Below are 21,122 nucleotides of genomic sequence, written 5' to 3' on the forward strand. Positions count from 1 at the left end.
CGGTCATGGACGAGCAGCGCGCACGCAGGGGCGGTGGCCCGCGCCGGGCGTGGGGCGGACCGCCGGCGCAATGGCGGCCCGGGGGGTGGCAGGGACCGCCGTGGCACCGCCGGGACGGCGCTGACGAGGACACCTCCCCGCGCTGGCCGTGGCCCACCACGCTGCTCCTGACCGTCTTCGTGCTCGTCGGCAGCAACTTCGCCTCGCACGCGCAGTCCGACCGCGAGCAGCTGGACTTCCTCGCGCGGGCGCTGCTCGTCGCGGGGTCCGGCCTGCTGCTGTGGCGGCACCGGCATCCGGTGCTCGTGGTCTACGGCACGGCGGCCTGCGCGATGCTCTACCTCGGCGCGGGATACCCGTACGGGCCGGTCTTCCTCACCGTCGCCGTCGGCTGCTTCAGCGCCGTGCTCGCCGGGCACCGCAGAGCGGCCTGGGGGGCGCTCGGCATGCTCTGGGCAGCCCATCTCCTGGTGGCGCACTGGCTCTACCGATGGCTGCCCCCGCGCCACGACACGGCGGGCCCCTGGAGCCAGGAGATCGCCGTCGCCACCTGGATGGTGGCCATCGTGGCGCTTTCCGAACTGGCCCGTGTGCGCCGCGAGCAGTGGGCCCGAGACCGTGCCGAACGCGCCCAGGCGAGCAAGCGGCGCGCCGACGAAGAGCGCCTGCGGATCGCCCGCGAACTGCATGACGTGCTGGCACACAGCATCTCGGTGATCAACGTCCAGGCCGGGGTCGGCCTCGCACTGCTCGACACCGATCCCGAGCAGGCACGCACGGCGCTCACCACCATCAAGGCCGCCAGCAAGGAGGCGCTGGGCGAGGTCCGCCAGGTGCTCGACACGTTGCGCGCCCCCGGCGACGCGCCGCGCGCCCCCGCGCCGGGCCTGGACCGGCTGCCGGAACTGGTCGAGCAGGCGGCGAGCGCGGGCCTGACGGTCGCCGTCGATACGCGCGGCGCGCACCGGGACCTGCCCCCGGGCACCGATCTCGCCGCGTTCCGCATCGTGCAGGAGGCCCTCACCAATGTCGTACGGCATTCGGGGTCGCGCCACGCGCGCGTGCTGGTCGACTACAGGGCGGGCGTCCTGACGCTTCGTGTCGACGACGACGGGCCCGCGACCGGCGCGGACGCCGGCGGCAGCGGCAACGGACTCGCCGGAATGCGCGAGCGGGCCGCCGCCCTGGGTGGCACGATCGAGGCGGGCCCGCGGGACGACGGAGGGTTCCGGGTGTCGGCGCTGCTGCCCGTGAAGACCAAGGAGGACCAGTGATCCGCGTACTGCTCGCCGACGACCAGTCGCTGGTCCGCGCCGGCTTCAAGGCGCTGCTCGGCGCCCAGCCGGACATCGAGGTGGCCGCGGAGGCCGCCGACGGCGAGGAGGCGGTGCGCAAGGTGCGCGAACTGCGCCCCGACGTCGTCTTGATGGACATCCGCATGCCCCTGCTCGACGGCCTCGCCGCGACCCGTCGCATCACCGACGACGCGGACCTGAAGGACGTCAAGGTGGTCATGCTCACCACCTTCGAACTGGACGAGTACGTCTTCGAGGCGATCCGCTCGGGTGCCTCCGGCTTCCTGGTCAAGGACACCGAGCCGGAGGAACTCCTGCGCGCGGTACGGGCGGTGGTCGAGGGCGACGCGCTGCTCTCACCGGGCGTCACCCGGCGGCTGATCTCCGAGTTCGCGGCCCGCTCCAAGGAGCCCGCTCTCGCGCAGTCGCTGGGCGAACTCACCGAGCGGGAACGGGAGGTGATGGCTCTGGTCGGCATCGGTCTGTCCAACGACGAGATCGCCCGGCGCCTGGTCGTGAGCCCGCTCACGGCCAAGACGCATGTGAGCCGCACCATGGTCAAGCTGGGCGCCCGTGACCGGGCCCAACTGGTCGTGCTGGCCTACGAGTCGGGCTTGGTGCGGCCGGGCTGGCTGGGCTGAGCGGTCCGGCGGAAGCGCACCAGGACGATCACGACGACCGCGAGGAAGACGACGATCGCGCTCAGCGCGCCGATCGGGCGCAGCAGGTCGTGCCGCGAGCGCAGGGATCCGAAAAGCATGGGAAGCACTTCGGATACGCCGAAGAACGCGGCCCCGGCCAGGACGCTCGCGGCGAACAGCGCGTAGCCGATCTCGACCGTCTCCGCGTCCTCTTCGGCCTTCGTTCGTCTCCCCATGCCGCCCCCCCCATGCCACGAGTGTCACGGCGGCGCGTCCGGCGGGCAAGGAACTGCCCACCGGACGCGCGGAGTTGAGGCAGAGGATCAGTCGCGGACCGCCACGGGCGCCACTTCCGCCTCATCCAGCACGGAAGTGCCGCCTTCCGGCGCGGACTTGGCGACCACGATCGACTCCTGCGGGCGCCGGGTCCGCAGCCCCGTGAGCGAGATCAGCAGTCCGACGAGCGCGATGCCCGTCACCACGATCAGACCGGGCCGGTAGCTGTCGAGGACGGCCTGCGGCGAGGGGTTCTCGGGGGAGTGGGCGGTGACGACGGCCGTCACGACGGCCAGGAACAGCGCGCCGCCCACCTGGACCGAGGTGTTGAGCAGGCCCGAGACCATGCCCTGCTCATGGTCGTCCACGCCGTTGGTGGCCTGGATGTTGAGCGAGGGGAAGACCAGCGCGCAGGCCGCGCCGATCAGCAGCATCGACGGCAGGATCACCGCCGCGTACACCGGATCCAGGTCGACGCGCAGGAACAGCGCGTAGCCGACGACCATCAGGGCGAAGCCCGCCGCGAGCAGCCGCTGCGTCCCGAACCGGTCGACGACGGCGCCCACCTTGGTGGAGGACAGTGCGACCAGCGCGCCCGCGGGCAGGAAGGCGAGCGCGGTGTGCAGCGCCGACCAGCCCAGCAGCGATTGCATGTACAGCGTCACCAGGAACTGGAAGCCGACGTACGAGCCGAAGAACGCCATCGCGCCGAGCTGGGCCCGGATCTGGCTGCCGGAACGCAGCACCCCGAGCCGGATCAGCGGGCTCGGGCTGCGCCGCTCGACGGCCACGAAGACCGTGAGCAGGACGGCGACCGCGAGGAAGGAGAGCAGGGTGCGGGCCGACGCCCAGCCTGCCTCCGGGGCCTGTACGACGGTGAACACGAGCAGCAGCATCGATGCCGTGCCGAGGATGGCGCCGGGGATGTCGTAGCCGTTGTGGTCCTTCTCGCGTTCGCTGCGCGGGAGGAGCTTCAGCCCGGCGAACAGGGCGATCAGCGCGATGGGCGCGGGCAGCAGCATGGTCAGGCGCCAACTGGCCTCGGTGAGCAGCCCGGACAGCACCAGGCCCATCGAGAAGCCGGTGGCCGCGCAGGTGGTGTAGATCGAGAGGGCGCGGTTGCGCAGCGGGCCCTCGGCGAAGGTCGTGGTGATGATGGACAGGCCCGCCGGTGCGGTGAAGGCCGCGCTCAGGCCCTTGATGAAGCGGCTCGCGATCAGCAGCGGACCCGAGTCGACGAGGCCGCCGAGCAGCGAGGCGAGCGCGAAGACGCCCAGGGCCACCAGGAAGACCTGGCGGCGGCCCAGCAGGTCGGCGGTGCGTCCGCCGAGCAGGAGCAGTCCGCCGTATCCCAGGATGTAGCCGCTGACGATCCATTGGAGCGTCGAGGTCGAGAGATTGAGTTCGGAACCGATGGACGGCAGGGCGACGCCGACCATCGACACGTCCAGCGCGTCCAGGAACATCGCGGCGCAGAGCACCAGGAGGGTGCCCCACAGTCGTGGGGTCCAGCGTCCCTCGGACGCGGGGGTGGTGAGCGGAGAGGTCATGCCGGAGAGACTACATGCGTATGCATGCAATGCAAATGCATTTAATTCCGATGCAACAAAGACGATTCTTTGCTACCGTGCGCCCATGGTGAAGACCGACGCCGAGCAGGGGCTCGTGAACCAGTGGCGCGACATCCTCGCGGTGCACGCCCGCACCCTGTGCGAGCTCGACCGCGAGCTGCACCGACACGGCCTGGGCGCCAGCGACTTCGAGGTGCTGGACGTGCTTGCCGAGAGCGCGCCGGACGGCGACAGCTCCTACCGCGTCCAGGAGATCTCCGAGCGCGTCCACCTGAGCCAGAGCGCCCTGTCCCGCCTGATCGGCCGCCTGGAGAAGGACGGCCTCGTGACGCGCTGCATGTGCCCCGAGGACCGGCGCGGTGTGCGCGTCGCGCTCACTCCGAAGGGCCGGGACCTGCACGGTGAGGTGCTGCCGGTGCAGCGCGCGGTGCTGACGCGGATGCTGGTGGACGGCCCGGCCGGCTGATTCTCCGGTCGGCTGGTCCTCCGGTCGGCCGGTCGGTCGCAGAAGCTCAGCTTCAGGTGACCGCGGACTTCTCCCGCCACAGGGCGGCGAGCGCGGCGTCCCCCGTCAGGCTCGGGAAGGGCAGCCGGTTCCACAGCGACAGATACAACCGCGCGGCCGGTCCGGCCAGTTCGCAGTCCGCGTCACCGGCGGCGTCCCGCGTGGTCACGGGGGCCTCCTGCGACAGACGCACGGTCCACACCACATCCTCGGCCGCGTCCAGCGCCCGCAGCCGCAGCACGCGCGGCTCCTCCGTGCGCACCCGGCTCCTGTCGCGGGCATGGAAACCGTTCAGCAGCTCGTCGATCCCGTCCAGGGCGAAGTCCGTGGCGATCGCGGTGGGCGCCTCGGGGAGCGCCGACTCCGCGTCGACCCGGTGCACGGTCGTCTCGTGCGCCTGGCGCCGCGCCCAGAAGGCCAGTGGCGAGGGTGCCGACAGGAAGCTCCAGCACTCCACGTCGGCGGGGGCGTTGGAAAGCGTGTCGACGAGTCGACGGTGACCCTCCCGGAACCAGTCCAGCAGTTCGGCACCGTCGAGATCCGGCAGACCGCCGTCGGGATGGTACGAGGTGTGCCCCTCGGCGACGAACGCCGCCGCCCAGCGGTGCACCATGCCCGTGTGCCGCACCAGTTCGCGTACCTGCCAGCCGGGACAGGTCGCCACCTTCGCATCGGTCCCCGCCCGCTCGGCGGCCTCGGCCATCAACCGGCCCTCCCGGTCGAGGGTTGCCACGAACTCCGCAATCTCCATGCGGTGAGTCTGCCGGATCGAGTGCGCTCCAGGGCAAGGAAGGATCAGGAAGGGTACGGCCGAACCCGCAAGGAACCGCGACCGCGGGAGTCGGACTGAGGGCCCGCTGCGCAACCGGGCCACGCGTCTCCGCGTCTCCAGGGGCGTCCGCAAGATCGAGAACGCCTGCGAAGGGGCTCACATGACCGCAACGGCCGACCGCTATCTCTACCTCGCACGACACGCGGAGGCGACCGCCGACGAGAGCGGCCTGACGGAGAGCGGACGCCGTCAGGCGACCCTCCTCGGTGACCGTCTTCGGGAAAGTCCCGTCTCGGTGATCCACCACGGCCCGCTCGCACGGGCGCAGGAGACCGCCGAGTTGGTGCACGGCCGACTCGACAGGGCAGACCTGCGGATGTCGAAGGCGGCCGGCGACTACATCCCGTACATGCCCGAACCCGGCGAGATCACCGCCGAGTCCGGTGCTGCCACCGTCGCACGCCTTGCCGAATTCCCGGCCGAGGAGCGGGAGTTGGGCCCCGCCTTGGCGCAGGAGGCGCTCGACCGGTTCACCGGGCCCGTCGAAGGCGGCGAGCCGCGCCACGAGTTGGTGGTCACCCACAACTTCCTGGTCGGCTGGATCGTCCGGGCCGCCCTGGACGCCCCGAATTGGCGCTGGGTCGCCCTCAACCACGCCAACGCCGCGCTGACGGTGATCCGTTACGCCCCCGGCCGCCCCGCCTCCGTCCTCCTGTACAACGACACGGGCCACTTGCCCGCCGCGCTGCGCTGGACGGGATTCCCTCCGGAACTCCGGGTCTAGTGCGCCTCCGCCGGCGTGTTGTCGTGGTGCGGTCGGCGGGCCAGCAGCACGCTGGCGACGATGGTCCAGAGTCCCGCCAGCATGAAGGCGAAGAATCCGACCCAGGGGATGAAGACCAGCACACCGAGGGCGACGGCGGCCCAGCCCAGCCAGAGAGGCAGGGCGGTGGAGGCGGCGCGGACGGTGGCCAGTCCGGCGCCCAGCAGCAACAGCCCCATTCCGCCGACGAACGGGATGAAGAAGTCCTCGCTGAGCGCGTTGAGGGCCTGGAGCGTGGCGTCGCGCGCGGACGACTTGTCCGCGAGGTCGACCAGGGCCAGGTTGATGGCGGCCCCGGTCCAGAAGCCCGCGGCGATCAGCACGCCACCGGCCATGACCACCCGGCGCAGCCAGTCACCGTGGGACGAGTCACTGCGAATGGCACGGGCCAGATAGGCGGCGAAGAAGACGAACAGAGCCCCGGCGATGACCAGCAGGTACAGACTCACCGCTGTCCGTCCCTGGTGGGCGTCGTAGAACGATCCGACCTCGCGGCCAGTGGCGTCGACGTCCGGTGTGTCGCCGGTCAGAAGAAAACCGACGACGGTCAGAACCACGGCCAGCAGGCCGGTCAAAGGTGCGACGCGCATGGGAGACCTCCTACCCCCTACAGGGCATTCCCCTCCTCTTCCAGGCTCCCAGCCATCCCCTCACTCCGCCATTCGAGTGATCTTTGTGAGGTGTCAGCCGACCGCCGCGCACCGGGTGACTTTGTTGCAGGTCACCCGCGATGTGGGACCCATCGCGGCGGGGGCCTCGTCGGGCATGTCGGTCAGGCGGTGCGTTGTCGAGTGCTCTCCAAGAGGCGCTGAGTTCGTGTGCGGGTGAAGGCCAGGATCATGTGTGACCGCCCGGCCGTGGTGCTGAGAGGGTGGAAGCCGCCGCAAGCGGGTGACGGCGCTGATCCCGTCCGGAGGCCGGGCCCTGTCCGGTCGGCCGGTCTGCGGCCCGCGGACTGCTGCAGGACCAGGAGGAGCGGCCGGTGATTCAGGGTGCCCTCGACTCCGGCTCCGCCCGCTCCGGGTGCGGGGAGGACGGTTGTACGCGCAGCGGACGGGCTGCCCAGCCCGGCAGGTACCAGTTCCACGAGCCGAACAGCGAGACCAGGGACGGAACGAGCAGCATCCGCACGATGGTTGCGTCCAGGAGGATGCCGATGCCGAGGCCGGTCGCCAGGGTCTTGAGGTCGGTGCCGGGGCCGGAGGCGAGCGCGGCGAAGGCGAGGAAGAGGATCAGCGCGGCGCTGGTGACGAGCCGGCCCGTGCGGGCGACGCCCTCGATGACGGCGTCGTCGGTCGAGCGCCCCGCGTCGTACTCCTCGCGGATGCGGGACAGGATGAACACCTCGTAGTCCATCGAGAGCCCGAACAGGAACGCGAAGACCATGAGGGGGATCCAGAAGGTGATGGCCCCGGTGGCCGCGATGCCGAAGATCGCGTCGGAGCCGTGACCGTTCTGCCAGAAGATCACCATCAGTCCGAGCGTCGCCGCGAGCGAGATCAGGTTGAGCAGCACCGCCTTGAACGGCAGCAGCAGCGAGCGGAACGCGCGCACCAGCAGCACATATGTCAGCAGCGCGATGATCGTGAGCATCAGCGGGAAGTTGCCGTAGACGGCGTGCATGAAGTCGATCTGCGCGGCGCCGATGCCGGCGACGCCGACGACCCCGGGAAGGTTCTCAGTGGTGCTCTTGACCCGCTTGACCACGCCGACGCTCTTCGAGTTCACCGTCTCGTCGTCCGGGATGACCACGACGATGCTCTGCCCGCCCCGGTTGCCGGCCGGCCCGGAGGGCACGAACGCCGCCCTCACGCCGTCGACCTTGGCCAGCTCGGCGGCGACCGGCTGGGCCTGGTCGGTGCGGACCAGGACCTCCATCGGGGTCAGTACGCCGGTCGGGACGCCACCGCGTTCCAGAGTGGTCAGGGTCTCGTAGGCAGGACCGCTCTTGGCCAGCGATTCCGAGGAGGCAAGGCCGATCTTGATGCCGAGGAAGACGCCGACCAGGGCCGCCAGCGCGGCCAGCGCGGTACCGGCCGCGATCCAGCGGTGCCGTACCACGGCGCTGGTCCACCGGCTCCAGGCGCGGCTTGCCCGGTTCTCGTGGCGGATCTTGGGCCAGTCGACCCGCGGCCCGATGCCGCCGAGGATCGCAGGCGTCAGAGTGAGCGTGGTCAGCACGCTCGCCAGCGGGATGAGCGCCCCGCCGTAACCCATGCTGCGCATGAACGGGACCGGGAGGACGACCAGGGCGAGCAGGCCGATGGCCACCGTCACGCCGCTGAACACCACCGCATGCCCGGCCCGTTCCATCGCGACCACGACCGCCTCGTGGTTGTCCCGGCCGCGGTCGCGCTCCTCACGCCAGCGGGTGACGAACAGCAGCGAGTAGTCGATCGCCACACCCAGGCCGATGAGGGCGACCAGGAACTGGACGATGAACGACATATCGGTGGCGTAGGTGAGCGGCAGCAGCATCACGAAGGTCGCGAGGATCGACACCGCGGCCACCACCAGCGGCAGCAGGGCGAGGAACGACGCGAACACGAAGGCGAGCACGGCGAGGGCGCCGACGGCACCGAGGAGCGTCTCCCCGAGCACCCCCGGCCCTCCGCTGTCATCTCCCCCGGAGGCCAGTGTGTCCTGACCCGTCACACCGACCGTCGCGCCGGAGGGCATGGCCTTCTGAGCCGCCGAGTGGATCGGGTCGGTCAGCAGCTTCTGACTCGGTGACGGGTTGAACCGGTAGAACACCAGCGCATAGGCGGTGCGGTCGTCTTTCGTCCTGAAGGCCTTGTCTCCGGTGTTGGCCTCGTCGATCACCCGCACGTTCGGGACCGCGTCGCCGATCGCCGTGAACACCCGGCCGATGTCCGCCTCGTGACCGGTGATCGTCTGCCCGGCCGGGAGCGTGACCGAGACCAGATACGGACTGGTGTCGCCGCCGCTGCCGAAGGCGTCCTCGATCTTGTGCGCCGTCACGGTGCCGGGTTGGCCGGGCAATGAGAAGTCGATCGTCAGCCGATCCGTGGTCCGGCCGGCCAGCAGCACGCCGGCGACCAGCACCAGACCCCAGAAAGCCACAACCGCCTTGCGATGCCGCAGAACGAACTCGGCCAACCGTCGCATTTCGGCCACCCCCACGCCGTAGGTTGCGCGAGTCTAGCCCTGCGTCCCCTTCCTCCGCTATCAGGTGGATCGGCGTGTTTTGACGTCGGGGTGGTGCAGTGGTTCATGCCGATATCGACACTGCCAGTCGGCACGAATGCGATCACGTTCTCCGGTCCGTCTCGGCCCCGTGGCAGGGCGCGTGGCTGCCTCTTAGGCAGACCGCGACGGCCCATCCCTCCTCCATCGCCGACGGTCGACGCATCGTGCCGTTGGCTTTGGGTCCTGGCGGCTGGTCCAGCCGCACCCGGAGCTGTCGAACACCTCCATGAATGCAACGCCCGACTCGCAGGCCGCAAGATCGCCACGACGAAGCGCGCCGCCTGCTCGCCATCGGCCCGCAGCCACCGGAGATGCCTGCGGATGGCCCTGCTCCGCTGGCAGCCCGCTTCCCGTACTGGTGAGCTCAGAGCAAACAGCCAATTCCAATCGACCGAGAGTGGTTCTCGCCATGACGATCATCATCACATTTGACTTCCCGGGAACCACCCAGGCCCAGTACGAGCAGGTCACCAACAAGATGACCGAGGGGCGCGGTCTCAAGAAGCCCTCCGACTGGCCTGTGCCGGGCCTGATCTCCCACGCCACCGGACCCAGCCCGACCGGCTGGTTCGTGACGGACGTCTGGGAGTCCGAAGACGCGTTTCGGCAGTTCGGGGAGAAGCTCGGCCCCCTGCTGCAAGAAGCCGGAATCCCCGAAACGGAACCGAAGATCTACCAGGCCTTCAAAGTGGTGACTCCATAAGCCAGGCCCCAGGCTGTCCCGAGATCCCCGAGGCCCGCAGTGTGTCCGGAGACCGAGGGCGGTCGGTGCTGCAGGAGACTCGGACACGCTGGGTCTCTGGCCCAGCGGATCGGCCAGCTCTCCGAGCGGATCCAGGGAGTGGATGTTCGCCCGAGTGGCCGAGACCGCGGTCGCGGCTCTGCGGTGGCGTCGTCTCAGGGGCGATGCCGTACGAAGCCCAGGTAGGCGAAGCCTTCGCCCTCGCGTGGCGCCCGGGTCCAGGACCGGGTGGTGAACATGGGGAGGCTGCCCTGGGACAGGGCGAAACAGGGAAGCGAGATGCCCAGTTCGGCGTGCAGGGTCTCCAACAGGCGTACCTCTTGGTCAAGATGGGTGTCCGGTGAGCCGAAAAGGCACATCGGATCCAGGGCCTTGGGTATCGCACCCGAGCGCCGGATGTCGTTGCCCCGCACCGTGAAGGCATAGAGTTCCACGCCGCGTTCGGCCACCGAGACATGGAATGCAGCCGGGTGATCATCCGAGTACCGCTGCGGCTCACGCCACACCACCACGGCGCGACCCGACGTGGAGGCGGCCGCGGCGGGGGACTGGAACAGGTGATTGATGCCCTGGTGGGACTGGCCGTCGAAGGCGAAGGCCCACCCCTTGCTGCAGCGGCCGGCCATCACCGCGGCCCGGTCCTCCCAGCGCTCGACGCCCTCCCGCTCGTGGTTCTGCCTCAACTGCCGATACGCCCTGGCTGCGTGCACGGGCGCACTCAGTTCGGCACCCTCGTCGCCAATAAGAGCAGGTAGGTCGGCGGGGTCGGCGCCCTCGACCCAGACGCAGCGGTACGCGTCGAACGGCCGCCCATGCATCCCGGTCGACGTCAGCCAGGTGAGACCCGGCGGGTCGAGATCAGGCGTCGGCTCGGGAGCGGACCCGGACTCGCCTGCGCGCGGAGTCGCGAGGATCTCCCGCCCGCGTTGCGGGGTGATCAGCGACCCCAGAACCGGATCGGCGAGCAGGCCAAGGGGCGCGAGCAGCAAAGGCCCAGGTGGTATCCACTGCGTGAGCGCGTCGCGCAGCATTCGCCACGCGGCATCGGTCGCTCCCCATCGGGCCGACTCCCGGGCCTCGTTGACGGCCCGGCCCCACGCACCCGGCGGCGCATAGCGATGGGTGCCGTCGCGCAGCGCGCTCAACAAGTCCTCGGCGATTTCCCGGTCTACGCCACGGGCTGCCATCATCCCCAGCCAGTGGTCGTCTCCGCCCGGTCGCCATTCGCCGGAGGCCGGTTCGATGGCCGACACCGTAAGGAGCTCGGGCAGATAGCGGGGGTCAGCCACCAGGGAGCCGTAGTCCCGCTGAGCGCGGGGAGCCGCCAGATGCTGCAACTGGTTCAGCAGAATGGCGCTGTTCGGTCGTCCGAAGGACCGCGCCTCCTCGAGCAAGGGCAGGGCATCCTCATGCCGTCCGCGCAGGGCGAGGAGGCGTGCCTCCTCCACTCGGGCGTCCTGGGCGCGCGTGGTGGCGTTCTCGAAGTCCGGCCGCCCCACCCGGTCGCCGTGGAAGCTCCGGTACATGGCCTCCATGTAGGCGCTGAACGACGGGTAGCGGTCCGGGTATTCACCGCTCCAGCCCTTGTAGATGTAGAGCGCCCACTCGCCGTGCTCGTCGCGGTCGCCCGGGTCGAGCAGAGCCAGCGTCATATCGGAGTCCGTCTCCAGGCGCAGCGATCGCTGCCACATGCCGGCGAGCAGGACTTCCTGCTCGCTCGGGTCGGTACCCAGATTCTCCTCGTAAACCTCGGTCAACCCGTACGGATCCCGGGACCAGTCGATGTCCTCGATCCCACCGAGCTGATAGACCCCGGCCGTCTGCTCCACATGCCATCCGTCGCTCACGGCCAGGAACTGGCGGTAGGAGGGCGGCAGTCGCTTCCCCAGCCGCTTCTCGACCGTCGTGATCGCGGCCTCGTCCGCCCCTGGCCTGCCCAGCCTGACGGGACCCGGACCGCCGTCCCCGTCCTCCTCGTGCTCGGCGCGCGGAACCCACTCCTCCTGCCAACGGCCGAGGAGGTCCTGCCAGTTAAAACACTCGTCGCTCATGACGGAGATCGTGCCAGCCACCACTGACAACGAGTCTCTCAGAAGGCATCCGCCGGGCAGGTGCTGGCGGGGGCCTCAGCGTTCGTCAGCGGCGAGGTCCGCTCGATACTGATGCGGCCTCCGCGAACGCCTTGCGTACCTCTGGCGGGCGGGCGCTGCTGCTTGGCCAACGCCGAAGGGGTCGGTCGTGGACGCGGTCGAGCCGAAGATCCGGGAACTGCTGGAGGTCTGGCCGGACATGTCGGCCACGGTGGTGGCCGAACGGATCGGTTGGGATCGGGGGCTGACGGTGCTGCGCGAGCGGGTGCGCGAACTGCGATCCGACTACCTGCCGGCGGATCCGGCCTCCAGGACCGTTTATGAGCCGGGTGAGCTGGTCCAGTGCGATCTGTGGTTCCCGTTTACGGCTGCTGACCGGGCTCGGGGCGGTGAGAGGGGACCCGGTCCGCCCGACGCGCATACCTGAGGTAGGTGCGGAGCCGTCCCGTCAGGGGGTATCGCCCACGAGGGGGGACCTCTCGGTGTTGGAGCAAGAGACGGAAAGTCAGGCCCCGTTGGTGAGCCGGCTGCTGGGTTGGCCTGCGGGTTCAGCAGGGGGCTGGTGTGAGCCCGCTGTTGCACGGCGGGTCAGCAGTGCGATCGCCGTTGCCGCGGCGGCGAGTGCGGCCACGCTGGTGAGGCCGGTCGGGAGGGAGAACCAGTCGGCCATGAACCCGATGGCCGGTGGTCCCAGGAGCATGCCTCCGTAACCCAGGGTGGAGGCGACCGCGACTCCGTCGGGCCCGGCCAACGTGCCGGCGCGTTCAATGGCGATGGGGAAGAGGTTGGCGAGGCCGAGCCCGGTGATGACGAAGCCGAGCAGTGCGGCCCACAGGGAGGGAGCGAGCGCGCCGAGGAGCATGCCCACCGTGGCAGTGCTGCCGCCGCAGACCAGAGTGCGGGTTTGACCCAGGCGTTCGAGCAGCCGCGTGCCGGTCAGCCGGCCGATGGTCATGGCCAGCGCGAAGCAGGTGAAGCCGGCGGCGGCGACCCCGGATGTGGCGTTGAGGTCGTGCTCCAAGTGCAGGGCGCTCCAGTCGGCCAGGGCGCCTTCGCCGTAGGCAGTGCAGAGCGCGATCATGCCGAAGGTGATGACAAGACCGCGGGTGCGGGTGTCCAGGCGACGGGGCTCCGACTCTTCGTGCGGTGTGCGATCGGCGAGCGCCGGTGGCTGGATGCGCAGCAAGACTCGGCCGGCGAAGAGGGTCACGAGCAGACCGATCGCCGTGAGTCCGAGCAGATGCTGAGCGGGGGACAGGGACCCGGCGACCAGTCCGCCCAGACCGGCACCGGTCATGCCGCCCAGGCTGAAGGCGGCATGGAAGCTGGGCATGATCGGCCGACCCAGGGCAGCCACCAAGTCGACTGCGGCGCTGTTGAACGCCACGTTTATGCCCCCGTAGGCGGCGCCGAAGATCATCAGGACGGCGCCGAGGGCGACGGGGGAGTGGGTGAGTGGGGGGAGGGCGACGCTGAGAGACAGGAGGATGCCGCAGATCACGGTGACGGGATGGTTGCCGTAGCGGCGACAGAGGCGGCCGGTGAGCATCATCGTGATCACGGCGCCGGCGGAGACGCCGAGGAGGGCGAGGCCGAGCGCGGAGGCCGAAGCGCCGGTCTGCTGTTTGATCGCCGGGATGCGGACGACCCACCCGGCGAAGATGAAGCCGTCGAGGGCGAAGAAGACGGTGAGGGCGACGCGGAGGCGGGTCAGGTCGGAGAGGTTGTCCGGCACGGCGTTGTGCGTTCGGGATTTGTTTAGTGGCGGCACAAAGTCAGCGTAGGTGGGTGCTCGGTTGTGGGCAAGGGGGTTCGAGTGAGCGTGCCGAGGGCGACGGCGATCCGCACCACGGGTGACCATGCCGGCGCGGGGGCGCTCGCGTCGACAACAGCCAGTACAGCGGACTCGGTCGAACGTCCCTGGGAACGCGCCATCGGCGGCACAGCAGTTGGGGGCGAGAGAGGGCGTCCGCCAGGGGCGGCCGCTAGTTCAGCCACGTCCCGTCGCGCATGATGAGCCTGCCGCGCAGTTCCGGCTCGCCGCGCCACGCGCGCACGCTCTTCGGCACCACGCGCACATACAGAAAGGAACCCTCCTCCGTGCGCGGGTCCCACCCGAACTTGACGGTGAATGCCTCCGCTGCCTCCTCGGGTACATCCTGGTCCAGGAAGCACTCTGCCTCGCCCTGGACAAGCACCACATCGAAGGTGTCCGGCAGTGCCAGGCGCACGCGGGGTTCCTCGCGGACGTTCCGCGCAGTTACGGAAGTGGCGCTGGTGCACATCCACACCGCTCGCCCATCCCACAAGAACCACAGCGGCACCTGGTGCGGCCCGCGATCAGGATGTGCCGTCGACACCCACACATCCCGCTCGGAAACGAGCCGTTCCAGAGTGTCGCGCCTGCGCTCCGCCGCCTGTCGGCGAACAATCCCCGTGGTCTGCATGAGCGCCGACCTTAGCTGGCAGGCTCAAAGCGCGCATGAGGCGAGGGACCTACTTCCAGCGACCGATGGGCCACCCGACCTTTGGCTCAGGGCGGCCGACTGGAGCGCTGACTGATCGTTTCAGAATGACGGAGCAGGCCACTTCGAGCACCAGTCCGTCTATGCAGGTCAGCAGGATGTGAGTGCGATTCTCGACATCCGTCACATCGTGTGCGGTGAGGAAGAGTCGGACGGTCTCGCGGCCGGCATTCTCGCGGGGCATGAGGATCTCCCGCAGTTCGGGGTCGCGCACGCTCTCGACGGCGCAGGCGTAACCGGCGAGCGAGCGAGCGGCGGCGGCCCACGCCCTCGTGGTCCAAGGCCCGCCACAACTCCTGGGCCGGGCGTCGGCAGTCCACCCGAACGGATCGTACGAAGGCGAACTCGGCGAACTCGGCGGACCTCCGGACCTGGACCGTGCCGCGCTCAACGAGACCCGCTCCCCGCAGCGCTGCATCGGCGCGGTGATCTATGCGGGGTTGCCTGTCCGTTCCGCGCAGGCACAAGATCGCCAGGACACAACTCGTAGAGATCGCTCCGCTGTTGCCGTTCTCGGTTGTCCCGGATCCGGTAGGAGAGGGGTGGTGCAACCCTGGAACCATCCCGGCCGAATGGACGTGCAGGTATGGGGAGTGCCTGGATGTCGTCCCGTATCGGGGCACGGCTGCGCAGGCCGACGGATGGATGCGAGTACGGACCGCATGGATGCAATCCACGACGACGTAGCGGAGTTCGCGTTGCTGCTGACGCGTCTGAAGGCGCGCACAGACCGCAGCTACGCGGCGCTGGCGCACCGTTTGGGCGTGAATGCCTCCACGCTGCACCGCTACTGCGTCGGAGAGTCGGTGCCTCTGGACTTCACCAGGATTGAGCGGTTCGCCGCCCTCTGCGGAGCATCCCCCGAGGAACGCGTGGAGTTGCACCGACGGTGGATCCTGGCGGTCGCGGAAAGGCAACGACCACGCCCGTCCGATGTCCGGCGGGCACCGGCGCTCCACGACACCATGAGCACCGCCGCATCGGCCGCATCCACGAGCCGAGCCAGCCCGGCGGACGAAGCGCTGGAGCCTGTTTCGCCGGACGACCGGCGGCCCCGGGCCGGGCGCCCCCGACGACGGCCCGTGCGATCGATAGCGCTGGCGGCATTGCTCGCCGTCGCGTTTGCCGGCCTCACCACATCCGCTGCCGGGCCCCCCTTCGGTGGAGGTGAGTCGTCGGCTTCCGCCCGCGCCACACCGAAACCCTCGGCCTCGGCCGCGTACAACGGTGGGACCCCCTTTCCCGGACCTCCCTCCGATGGCGGTGAGTCGTCGGCCTCCGCCCACGCCACGAAACCCTCATCGCCGGCCGCGCGCAGCGGCGGCAGCCCGCAGAACACGGTCCCACCGACGGCCCCGCTCACCTGGACGGCCAACTCCCATCTCTGGCAACTCGAATGCGACCACGACTACGTCATCGCCAAGCAACCGCGGGAGGTCCCGCCGCCGCCGACCCCGGCGGACGCCGAGGCATGGGCCACGTCCCTGCAGGCGGTGCACGGGCGCACCACCAACCTGCGGATCTCGGTACAGGGACGCGGCTCCGCCGCCGTCGTCCTGGAGGCACTGCACGTGCGCGTGGTCAAACGCACCACCCCCGCCGTCCGCCGGGGCATCGCCTACTCCATGTACGAAGGCTGCGGCGCCGTCCTCATCCCCCGCTACTTCTCCGTGAACCTCGACGCGCACCGGCCCCTGGCCCGGTCGATGCCCGGCAACGACCCGGAAAGACCCATCACCGCAGTCGACTTCCCCTATCAGGTGTCCCTGCGGGAGCCGGAGGTCCTGATGCTCTCCGCGCGCACCGAGTCCTGCACCTGTGACTGGTACCTCGACCTCGACTGGTCCTCACAGGGTCGGACCGGCACGATGCGCATCGACGATCACGGCCGCCCGTTCCGCACCACCAGCATCAGAGGGCTACCGCACTACTGGTACCGCAGCCCCCGTGGCTGGATCCCCATGACCACCACCTACGACAAGGCGGAAACCGGCGACTGACGAAGCGACAGGCCGCCTGGACCTCGACCGACGACAGCAGGCCACCATGGCGGACGCGCCAACCGACCACGGACGCCGGCTTCAGCCGGTGTTCAGTAGGCCCTGTGAGCGTTCTGGGCAGCCGCTGGGCAGCGGTCCCGGGCGAGGTCCTTCACTTCGACATGATGAAATCCAGGGCGTAACCGGGTGCGGTCGTCCAGTAGGTGACGCGCTGAAAGTCGTTCGCGTACAAGGTCTCGACGGGCATGGGGACATCGATCGGCTTGCCCGCGCTGCTGCCGGGCTTGCGACCCTGGAGGCTGAGGGTGATGCTCTTCGCCTCGTACTCGTCCATGGGGCCGTTGACGAGCAGAGCAGCGTACGCCTCCTCGCCCGGAGCGAGGGTGACGGGCACTCCAGGGTTCGGGTCGCTCTCCTTGATGACGGGGGTCGTGGTCCGAGCGGCACCAAGCCGTACGAGCGGGTAGCGGTAGAGGTTGCACTTCTTGTCGCCGGCGTTCTGGACGGTGAGGAGGAGGTGCCTGGCGTCCTTGCTGTCCGCAGGCTCCTTCACGGCGGACACTCCGAGGACCTCCTGGGAGCAGGCGGCGACGGCGCGCGTGGCGCCACCGGCGCCCGAGCGGTGCGTCACCGCCTGCTTGGCCTTCCCACTGATCGTCTGCGGCTCGGTGGCGGATGCCTGTGCCGAGACACCGCACCCAAGAGCAAGGACGAGGCCCGCGGACATGGCCAGACGGCTGCTCACAAGGGACTTCACGTTCATCTGCGTGTTCCTCTTCTGATCGGTATGAGGTCGCACGCACCCTCGGCCCAACCTTGCGGATCAAGGTGTGTGCCGGGCGGTCGGCCGCTTCAGCCGGTGCGAGAGCCACAGCATGGGATGCCTCGTGGGCCAGGGACAACAGCCGCCGCCCCAGTTGCAACGAAGGGACATCCCACCCCCGGTGACCTGCATATACATGGCAGCCTGGGATGCCAATGTGGGATGGGGAACCGTGCCGGTGTCCGTACCAGTGACGGTGGCCGACCCTTCGGGGAGGGGGTGCTGCCTCGGGTGAGCGGGGCAGCCGGGTCCGCGCAACATAGGTGTCCCCCGCAGGGCTGAGGTGATCATGCGGGCGCTCATCGCTCGCCACGAAGTCGTGAACGTCGACGTCCCCGACCCACGACTCCAGGCCGCGCAACTCGCCGACGCGAAGCGGTGATCCGATGCGGCGTTCGGGCCCGGCCGGTTACCTCTTTTCACGGGCCGTGTCGTACCGATGTCGTATACGACATCACCGTGAGACCGAAGCGTGTTGGGCGCTGCCGCTCAGCGCCTCGTCTCGTACCCGGTCAGGACCACGCCGCCGGGAAATGCCCGCGTCTCCACCAGGTTCAGGTACACCCAGCTGTCCAGCGCGGTGAAGAACGGCGTGCCGCCGCCCACCAGGACCGGGTGGGCGGCGATCGCGTACTGGTCGATCAGCCCGGCGCGCATGGCCGCCCCGGCGAGCGTTGCGCCAACCGTGGTGCCTACCTGCGCAGACGCGGAATCAAAGCCGTGATCTCCGAGCCGCGGGACCAGGCTGCAAAACGGAACAAGATCAAAGCCTGGCGGGGCCTCCCCACCCGCTACGCCAAAGTCCCCGCCAACTACCAGTCCGGACTCGAACTCCGTGCCGCACTCCTCAACGAGAGATCTGGTTCCAGAGTCGCCGGTTGGCGGGGATGCTGTCCACGTGCCGCCTCCAGCACTGCCTGCCGGAGGCGGTCAACACGATCAGCTAGACGACCGCGTTCAAAAGCTTGGCCACCAGCTCCGGCCTCTCCAGCGCGATGAAGTGGCCCGCTCCCGGCACCTGTGTGAAGTCGGCGGCTGGAAGCAGCTGTCGGTTGGCTTCTCGGTCCGAAGGTCGGGACCAGTCCTTCTCGCCGTAGACGAGGTGGACGGGGGCCTTGACCTCGGGGTAGCGCGAGCGGGCCGCGATGAGGCTGGGCAGGTTCTGGTACACGCCCCGCGCGACGGTCGGGTAGCCAGGGCGGCCGCCCACCTGGAGGAGCTCGTCCACGTAGTCCGCCCGCAGTGCGCTCTTGTCGCCGAGGCCGCCCTGCAGGATCTTGCGGAGGGCAGCCTTGGGCTCCACCCCCGCGATCACCGGGCCCACTCCCGGAGTGAGAACGCCGCTGACCACCACACGGGCGAGGAGACCGGACCGGGCGATCCCGCCCCGGAAGTCGTACGTGTTCACCGCCACGACGCGTCGGACCCGCTCCGGCAGATCGGCCGCGGTGGTCAGGGCGAGCACCGCCCCCATGGACTCCCCGACCAACGTCACGTCATGGAGGTCGAGTTCGGTCAGGAGCCGCTTGACGCCTCCGCGCATCGCCGGCTCGTCGTACGACGCCCCAGGCACGATCTCGGAGTAGCCCATCCCCGGCAGATCCAGGGCGTACACGGTGTAGTGATCCGAGATCAATGGGATGAGGGAGCGGAAGTGTTCGGCCTGCGTGCGCACCGTGTGCAGCAGGACCAAGGGCGCGCCGGTGCCGGCTTTGAGGTAGCGCAGCGTTCCCTCGTGGCTGGGGCGTCCTGCGGACGAGGTCAGCGTGTGGCTGGTGGCTCCCGGAATGCGGATGGTGGGGCGCGTCTCCTGGTCGGGCATGTTGTGGACTCCTGCACGCCCGGCCTGGGAGGCGTGACTGCCCCCACATGGGAAACCGGTCGGTCTCCACAAAGGTAAACCGATCGGTTTCCGCGCGCAAGTGGGGGCCGGGAAGTCCCGGACCCTTGCCGGGCTCGGCTCCGCCGTGCTCGGCCTGTGGCGGGCGTGTCGGTGCTTCGATTCGGTCGCCGCGACCGTCGGGCGCCTCGGCGGTGCGGCGCTCGCGGCCAGGTCCCCGGCGGCTGCGGACCGGCACTGCCGCGTGCGGTCGTCTGGCGGTGCGGTCCTCGGGGCGGCGGCGGGTGTCGTGGGCGGCGCGGGGGTCGCTCTGGTCACTTGCGTCGAGGAAACCGATCTATTTCCCTGCGGGGAAGCCGATCGGTTTCCGACCGGTGTTCACCCTTTGACCAGCCACAAGGGGCAGACATGACGACCACGCTCGATCGCGGGGCACCCGCCTCCGGGAAAAAAGATTCGGGCCGCCGCGGCTCGCATGCCGTGCGCTGTTGGGTGCTTGCCGTGCTGGGCGCGGCGCAGCTCATGGTCACGCTCGATGCGACCGTCGTGAACATCGCGCTGCCCGCGGCGCAACATGACCTCGGCTTCAGCGACGGCAGTCGGCAGTGGGTCATCACGGGTTACGCCCTGGCATTCGGCAGTCTGCTGCTGCTCGGTGGCCGACTCGGCGACCTGTTCGGCCGACGTACCACCTTCGTGATCGGCCTGATCGGTTTCGCGGGCGCCTCCGTCGTCGGCGGCGCGGCCGGCAGCTTCGAAATCCTCGTCGCGGCGCGTGTGGCCCAGGGGCTCTTCGCCGCGCTGCTTGCGCCCGCGGCGCTCTCGTTGCTCAGTGTGACCTTCACTCAGCCGTCCGAAAGGGCAAAGGCCTTCGGCATCTTCGGTGCGCTGGGCGGTGCCGGCGGCGCGATCGGGCTGCTGCTCGGCGGCATGCTCACCGAGTGGGCGTCGTGGCGCTGGGTGATGTACGTGAACGTCGCCTTCGCGGCCGTAGCGCTGGTCGGTGCGGTGCTGCTGCTGGCCAAGCCTGTGATCACCGAGCGGCCCAAAATCGATATTCCGGGCACCGCCGTCGTGAGCGCCGCGCTGTTCGCCATCGTCTACGCGTTCGCGCACGTTGAAGCCACGAGTTGGACCAACCGGTCACCCTCGGGTTCATGATCGCCGGCGTGATACTGCTCGCGGTGTTCGTATGGGTGGAGTCGAGGGTCGCGCATCCGCTGCTGCCTCTGCGACTCGTGCTGGACCGGACCCGCGGTGGTTCGTTCCTGGCGGTGTTCGTCGTGGGCATGGGGATGTTTTCGATCTTCCTGTTCCTGACCTATTACCTGGAGGCCAGCCTCGGCTACTCGCCGATCAAGACCGGTCTGGCGTTCCTGCCGATGGTCGCGGGCATCGTCGCTTCGTCGACCACGCTGCCTTCACTGCTGCTGCCCAGGGTCGGTCCGAAGATCGTGGTCAGTGCCAGCTTCGTTGTCGCGGCAGCCGGTATGGCCTTGCTGACGCAGCTTGAGCTGGACAGTGGCTACGTCGCCGACATCATGCCCGGTCTGATCCTGCTCGGCCTCGGCCTCGGCGGGGTGATGACCACCTCGTTCCAGGGAGCGACCGCAGGTGTGCACCATGAGGACACGGGCGTCGCCTCGGCGCTGAGCAACACCAACCAGCAGGTGGGTGGCTCGATCAGCACCGCGCTGCTGACCACCGTTGCCTCATCGGCCGGGACCGACTACCTGTCCTCGCACAAGCCCGGCGCGCTGACCGTGGCACAGGCCGGGGTCGAGAGCTACACGGCCACCCTGGCGTGGGGCGCCGGGTTCTTCGTGGTCGGTGCGGTGCTCACGGCGTTCCTGATGTCGAATGCGGCTCTGGCGCCGTCGGAGGGTGAGCCCGTCATCGCCCACTGAGGCGCGGACGGTCGGTTCTTTACGGCTCGGCGACGGTCCTCCTCTGGGGGTCGTCGCCAAGCCGCCGTTGAGGCCCCGGATGTCGTCTCTGCCGCGCGGCCG

At 69.5% G+C, this 21,122-nt stretch carries 16 protein-coding genes and 4 pseudogenes; 8 read left to right on the forward strand and 12 right to left on the reverse strand.

What is annotated here, in order from left to right; translation table 11 throughout:
* The first annotated feature begins 5 nt into the window (after positions 1-5).
* Both AB5J56_RS40660 and AB5J56_RS40665 read left to right on the forward strand, forming a co-directional pair.
* On the forward strand, positions 6-1,274 hold the full coding sequence (locus AB5J56_RS40660; RefSeq protein ID WP_369240764.1) for a histidine kinase: 1,269 nt from the start codon (positions 6-8) through the stop codon (positions 1,272-1,274).
* Entirely contained in the window at positions 1,271-1,936 is a 666-nt protein-coding gene (locus AB5J56_RS40665) for a response regulator (RefSeq protein ID WP_369240766.1), read from the forward strand. Before AB5J56_RS40660 ends, AB5J56_RS40665 begins: the two co-directional genes overlap by 4 nt.
* On the opposite strand, the gene AB5J56_RS40670 is transcribed toward AB5J56_RS40665, so the two are convergent.
* Together AB5J56_RS40670 and AB5J56_RS40675 are read right to left on the reverse strand one after the other, a co-directional pair.
* Positions 1,897-2,172, reverse strand: a complete 276-nt coding sequence (locus tag AB5J56_RS40670) for a DUF6332 family protein (protein WP_369240768.1) — start codon at positions 2,170-2,172, stop codon at positions 1,897-1,899. The genes AB5J56_RS40665 and AB5J56_RS40670 overlap by 40 nt on opposite strands.
* A gap of 87 nt (positions 2,173-2,259) precedes the next feature.
* Positions 2,260-3,762 carry an MFS transporter gene (locus AB5J56_RS40675; RefSeq protein WP_369240770.1) on the reverse strand — a complete coding sequence of 501 codons (1,503 nt, stop codon included), beginning with the start codon at positions 3,760-3,762 and terminating at the stop codon, positions 2,260-2,262.
* Positions 3,763-3,847: 85 nt separating this feature from the next.
* On the opposite strand from AB5J56_RS40675, the gene AB5J56_RS40680 reads away from it, so the two are divergent.
* Positions 3,848-4,249, forward strand: a complete 402-nt coding sequence (locus tag AB5J56_RS40680; protein WP_369240772.1) for a MarR family winged helix-turn-helix transcriptional regulator — start codon at positions 3,848-3,850, stop codon at positions 4,247-4,249.
* 52 nt (positions 4,250-4,301) lie between these two features.
* On the opposite strand, the gene AB5J56_RS40685 is transcribed toward AB5J56_RS40680, so the two are convergent.
* The gene (locus AB5J56_RS40685) at positions 4,302-5,039 is read right to left on the reverse strand and encodes a maleylpyruvate isomerase family mycothiol-dependent enzyme (protein ID WP_369240774.1); all 738 of its coding nucleotides are present in this window, start codon (positions 5,037-5,039) and stop codon (positions 4,302-4,304) included.
* Positions 5,040-5,220: 181 nt separating this feature from the next.
* Between AB5J56_RS40685 and AB5J56_RS40690 the strand changes: the two genes are divergently transcribed.
* Positions 5,221-5,844: a histidine phosphatase family protein gene (locus AB5J56_RS40690; RefSeq protein WP_369240776.1), complete on the forward strand. Its 624-nt coding sequence runs from the start codon at positions 5,221-5,223 to the stop codon at positions 5,842-5,844.
* Here AB5J56_RS40690 and AB5J56_RS40695 read toward each other — a convergent pair.
* Together AB5J56_RS40695 and AB5J56_RS40700 are read right to left on the reverse strand one after the other, a co-directional pair.
* Positions 5,841-6,473: a hypothetical protein gene (locus AB5J56_RS40695; RefSeq protein WP_369240778.1), complete on the reverse strand. Its 633-nt coding sequence runs from the start codon at positions 6,471-6,473 to the stop codon at positions 5,841-5,843. The two genes, AB5J56_RS40690 and AB5J56_RS40695, sit on opposite strands and share 4 nt — an antisense overlap.
* 397 nt (positions 6,474-6,870) lie before the next feature.
* A complete protein-coding gene (locus AB5J56_RS40700) occupies positions 6,871-9,012 on the reverse strand; it encodes an MMPL family transporter (RefSeq protein ID WP_369240780.1) in 2,142 nt (713 codons plus the stop codon).
* Positions 9,013-9,502: 490 nt separating this feature from the next.
* Here AB5J56_RS40700 and AB5J56_RS40705 point away from each other — a divergent pair, with 490 nt between their 5' ends.
* Entirely contained in the window at positions 9,503-9,796 is a 294-nt protein-coding gene (locus AB5J56_RS40705; protein WP_369240782.1) for a hypothetical protein, read from the forward strand.
* Between the two features lie 194 nt (positions 9,797-9,990).
* On the opposite strand, the gene AB5J56_RS40710 is transcribed toward AB5J56_RS40705, so the two are convergent.
* A complete protein-coding gene (locus tag AB5J56_RS40710) occupies positions 9,991-11,886 on the reverse strand; it encodes an SMI1/KNR4 family protein (RefSeq protein ID WP_369240784.1) in 1,896 nt (631 codons plus the stop codon).
* 172 nt (positions 11,887-12,058) lie between these two features.
* On the opposite strand from AB5J56_RS40710, the pseudogene AB5J56_RS40715 reads away from it, so the two are divergent.
* Positions 12,059-12,286 (forward strand): annotated as a pseudogene (locus AB5J56_RS40715) (IS21 family transposase); the annotation flags it as partial.
* 144 nt (positions 12,287-12,430) lie between these two features.
* Here the strand turns inward: AB5J56_RS40715 and AB5J56_RS40720 are convergent.
* From AB5J56_RS40720 to AB5J56_RS40730, 3 genes and pseudogenes are all read right to left on the reverse strand, one after another.
* Positions 12,431-13,660, reverse strand: a complete 1,230-nt coding sequence (locus AB5J56_RS40720) for an MFS transporter (protein WP_369240786.1) — start codon at positions 13,658-13,660, stop codon at positions 12,431-12,433.
* A 250-nt stretch (positions 13,661-13,910) separates the two neighbouring features.
* Entirely contained in the window at positions 13,911-14,372 is a 462-nt protein-coding gene (locus tag AB5J56_RS40725) for a pyridoxamine 5'-phosphate oxidase family protein (protein WP_369240788.1), read from the reverse strand.
* A 142-nt stretch (positions 14,373-14,514) separates the two neighbouring features.
* Positions 14,515-14,700 (reverse strand): annotated as a pseudogene (locus AB5J56_RS40730) (TetR family transcriptional regulator); the annotation flags it as partial.
* 412 nt (positions 14,701-15,112) lie between these two features.
* Between AB5J56_RS40730 and AB5J56_RS40735 the strand changes: the two are divergent.
* On the forward strand, positions 15,113-16,450 hold the full coding sequence (locus AB5J56_RS40735; protein ID WP_369240789.1) for a helix-turn-helix domain-containing protein: 1,338 nt from the start codon (positions 15,113-15,115) through the stop codon (positions 16,448-16,450).
* A gap of 151 nt (positions 16,451-16,601) precedes the next feature.
* Here AB5J56_RS40735 and AB5J56_RS40740 read toward each other — a convergent pair whose 3' ends face one another.
* From AB5J56_RS40740 to AB5J56_RS40750, 3 genes and pseudogenes are all read right to left on the reverse strand, one after another.
* Positions 16,602-17,213: a DUF4232 domain-containing protein gene (locus AB5J56_RS40740; protein ID WP_369240791.1), complete on the reverse strand. Its 612-nt coding sequence runs from the start codon at positions 17,211-17,213 to the stop codon at positions 16,602-16,604.
* Between the two features lie 549 nt (positions 17,214-17,762).
* Positions 17,763-17,954 (reverse strand): annotated as a pseudogene (locus AB5J56_RS40745) (dihydrofolate reductase family protein); the annotation flags it as partial.
* Positions 17,955-18,216: 262 nt separating this feature from the next.
* Positions 18,217-19,095: an alpha/beta fold hydrolase gene (locus AB5J56_RS40750; RefSeq protein WP_369240793.1), complete on the reverse strand. Its 879-nt coding sequence runs from the start codon at positions 19,093-19,095 to the stop codon at positions 18,217-18,219.
* Between the two features lie 426 nt (positions 19,096-19,521).
* On the opposite strand from AB5J56_RS40750, the pseudogene AB5J56_RS40755 reads away from it, so the two are divergent.
* Positions 19,522-21,020, forward strand: a pseudogene (locus tag AB5J56_RS40755) (MFS transporter).
* Positions 21,021-21,122 lie beyond the last annotated feature (102 nt).

The sequence above is a fragment of the Streptomyces sp. R21 genome (assembly GCF_041051975.1).
In the GTDB taxonomy this organism is placed as follows: domain Bacteria; phylum Actinomycetota; class Actinomycetes; order Streptomycetales; family Streptomycetaceae; genus Streptomyces.

What these genes read in the sequence shown, in the direction of transcription:
- AB5J56_RS40660 (WP_369240764.1), top strand. Translation starts at nt 6, where the DNA reads ATGGACGAGCAGCGCGCACGCAGGGGCGGTGGCCCGCGCCGGGCGTGG.
- AB5J56_RS40670 (WP_369240768.1), bottom strand. Translation starts at nt 2,172, where the DNA reads ATGGGGAGACGAACGAAGGCCGAAGAGGACGCGGAGACGGTCGAGATC.
- AB5J56_RS40675 (WP_369240770.1), bottom strand. Translation starts at nt 3,762, where the DNA reads ATGACCTCTCCGCTCACCACCCCCGCGTCCGAGGGACGCTGGACCCCA.
- AB5J56_RS40680 (WP_369240772.1), top strand. Translation starts at nt 3,848, where the DNA reads ATGGTGAAGACCGACGCCGAGCAGGGGCTCGTGAACCAGTGGCGCGAC.
- AB5J56_RS40685 (WP_369240774.1), bottom strand. Translation starts at nt 5,039, where the DNA reads ATGGAGATTGCGGAGTTCGTGGCAACCCTCGACCGGGAGGGCCGGTTG.
- AB5J56_RS40690 (WP_369240776.1), top strand. Translation starts at nt 5,221, where the DNA reads ATGACCGCAACGGCCGACCGCTATCTCTACCTCGCACGACACGCGGAG.
- AB5J56_RS40695 (WP_369240778.1), bottom strand. Translation starts at nt 6,473, where the DNA reads ATGCGCGTCGCACCTTTGACCGGCCTGCTGGCCGTGGTTCTGACCGTC.
- AB5J56_RS40700 (WP_369240780.1), bottom strand. Translation starts at nt 9,012, where the DNA reads ATGCGACGGTTGGCCGAGTTCGTTCTGCGGCATCGCAAGGCGGTTGTG.
- AB5J56_RS40705 (WP_369240782.1), top strand. Translation starts at nt 9,503, where the DNA reads ATGACGATCATCATCACATTTGACTTCCCGGGAACCACCCAGGCCCAG.
- AB5J56_RS40710 (WP_369240784.1), bottom strand. Translation starts at nt 11,886, where the DNA reads ATGAGCGACGAGTGTTTTAACTGGCAGGACCTCCTCGGCCGTTGGCAG.
- AB5J56_RS40725 (WP_369240788.1), bottom strand. Translation starts at nt 14,372, where the DNA reads ATGCAGACCACGGGGATTGTTCGCCGACAGGCGGCGGAGCGCAGGCGC.
- AB5J56_RS40735 (WP_369240789.1), top strand. Translation starts at nt 15,113, where the DNA reads ATGGATGCAATCCACGACGACGTAGCGGAGTTCGCGTTGCTGCTGACG.
- AB5J56_RS40740 (WP_369240791.1), bottom strand. Translation starts at nt 17,213, where the DNA reads ATGAACGTGAAGTCCCTTGTGAGCAGCCGTCTGGCCATGTCCGCGGGC.
- AB5J56_RS40750 (WP_369240793.1), bottom strand. Translation starts at nt 19,095, where the DNA reads ATGCCCGACCAGGAGACGCGCCCCACCATCCGCATTCCGGGAGCCACC.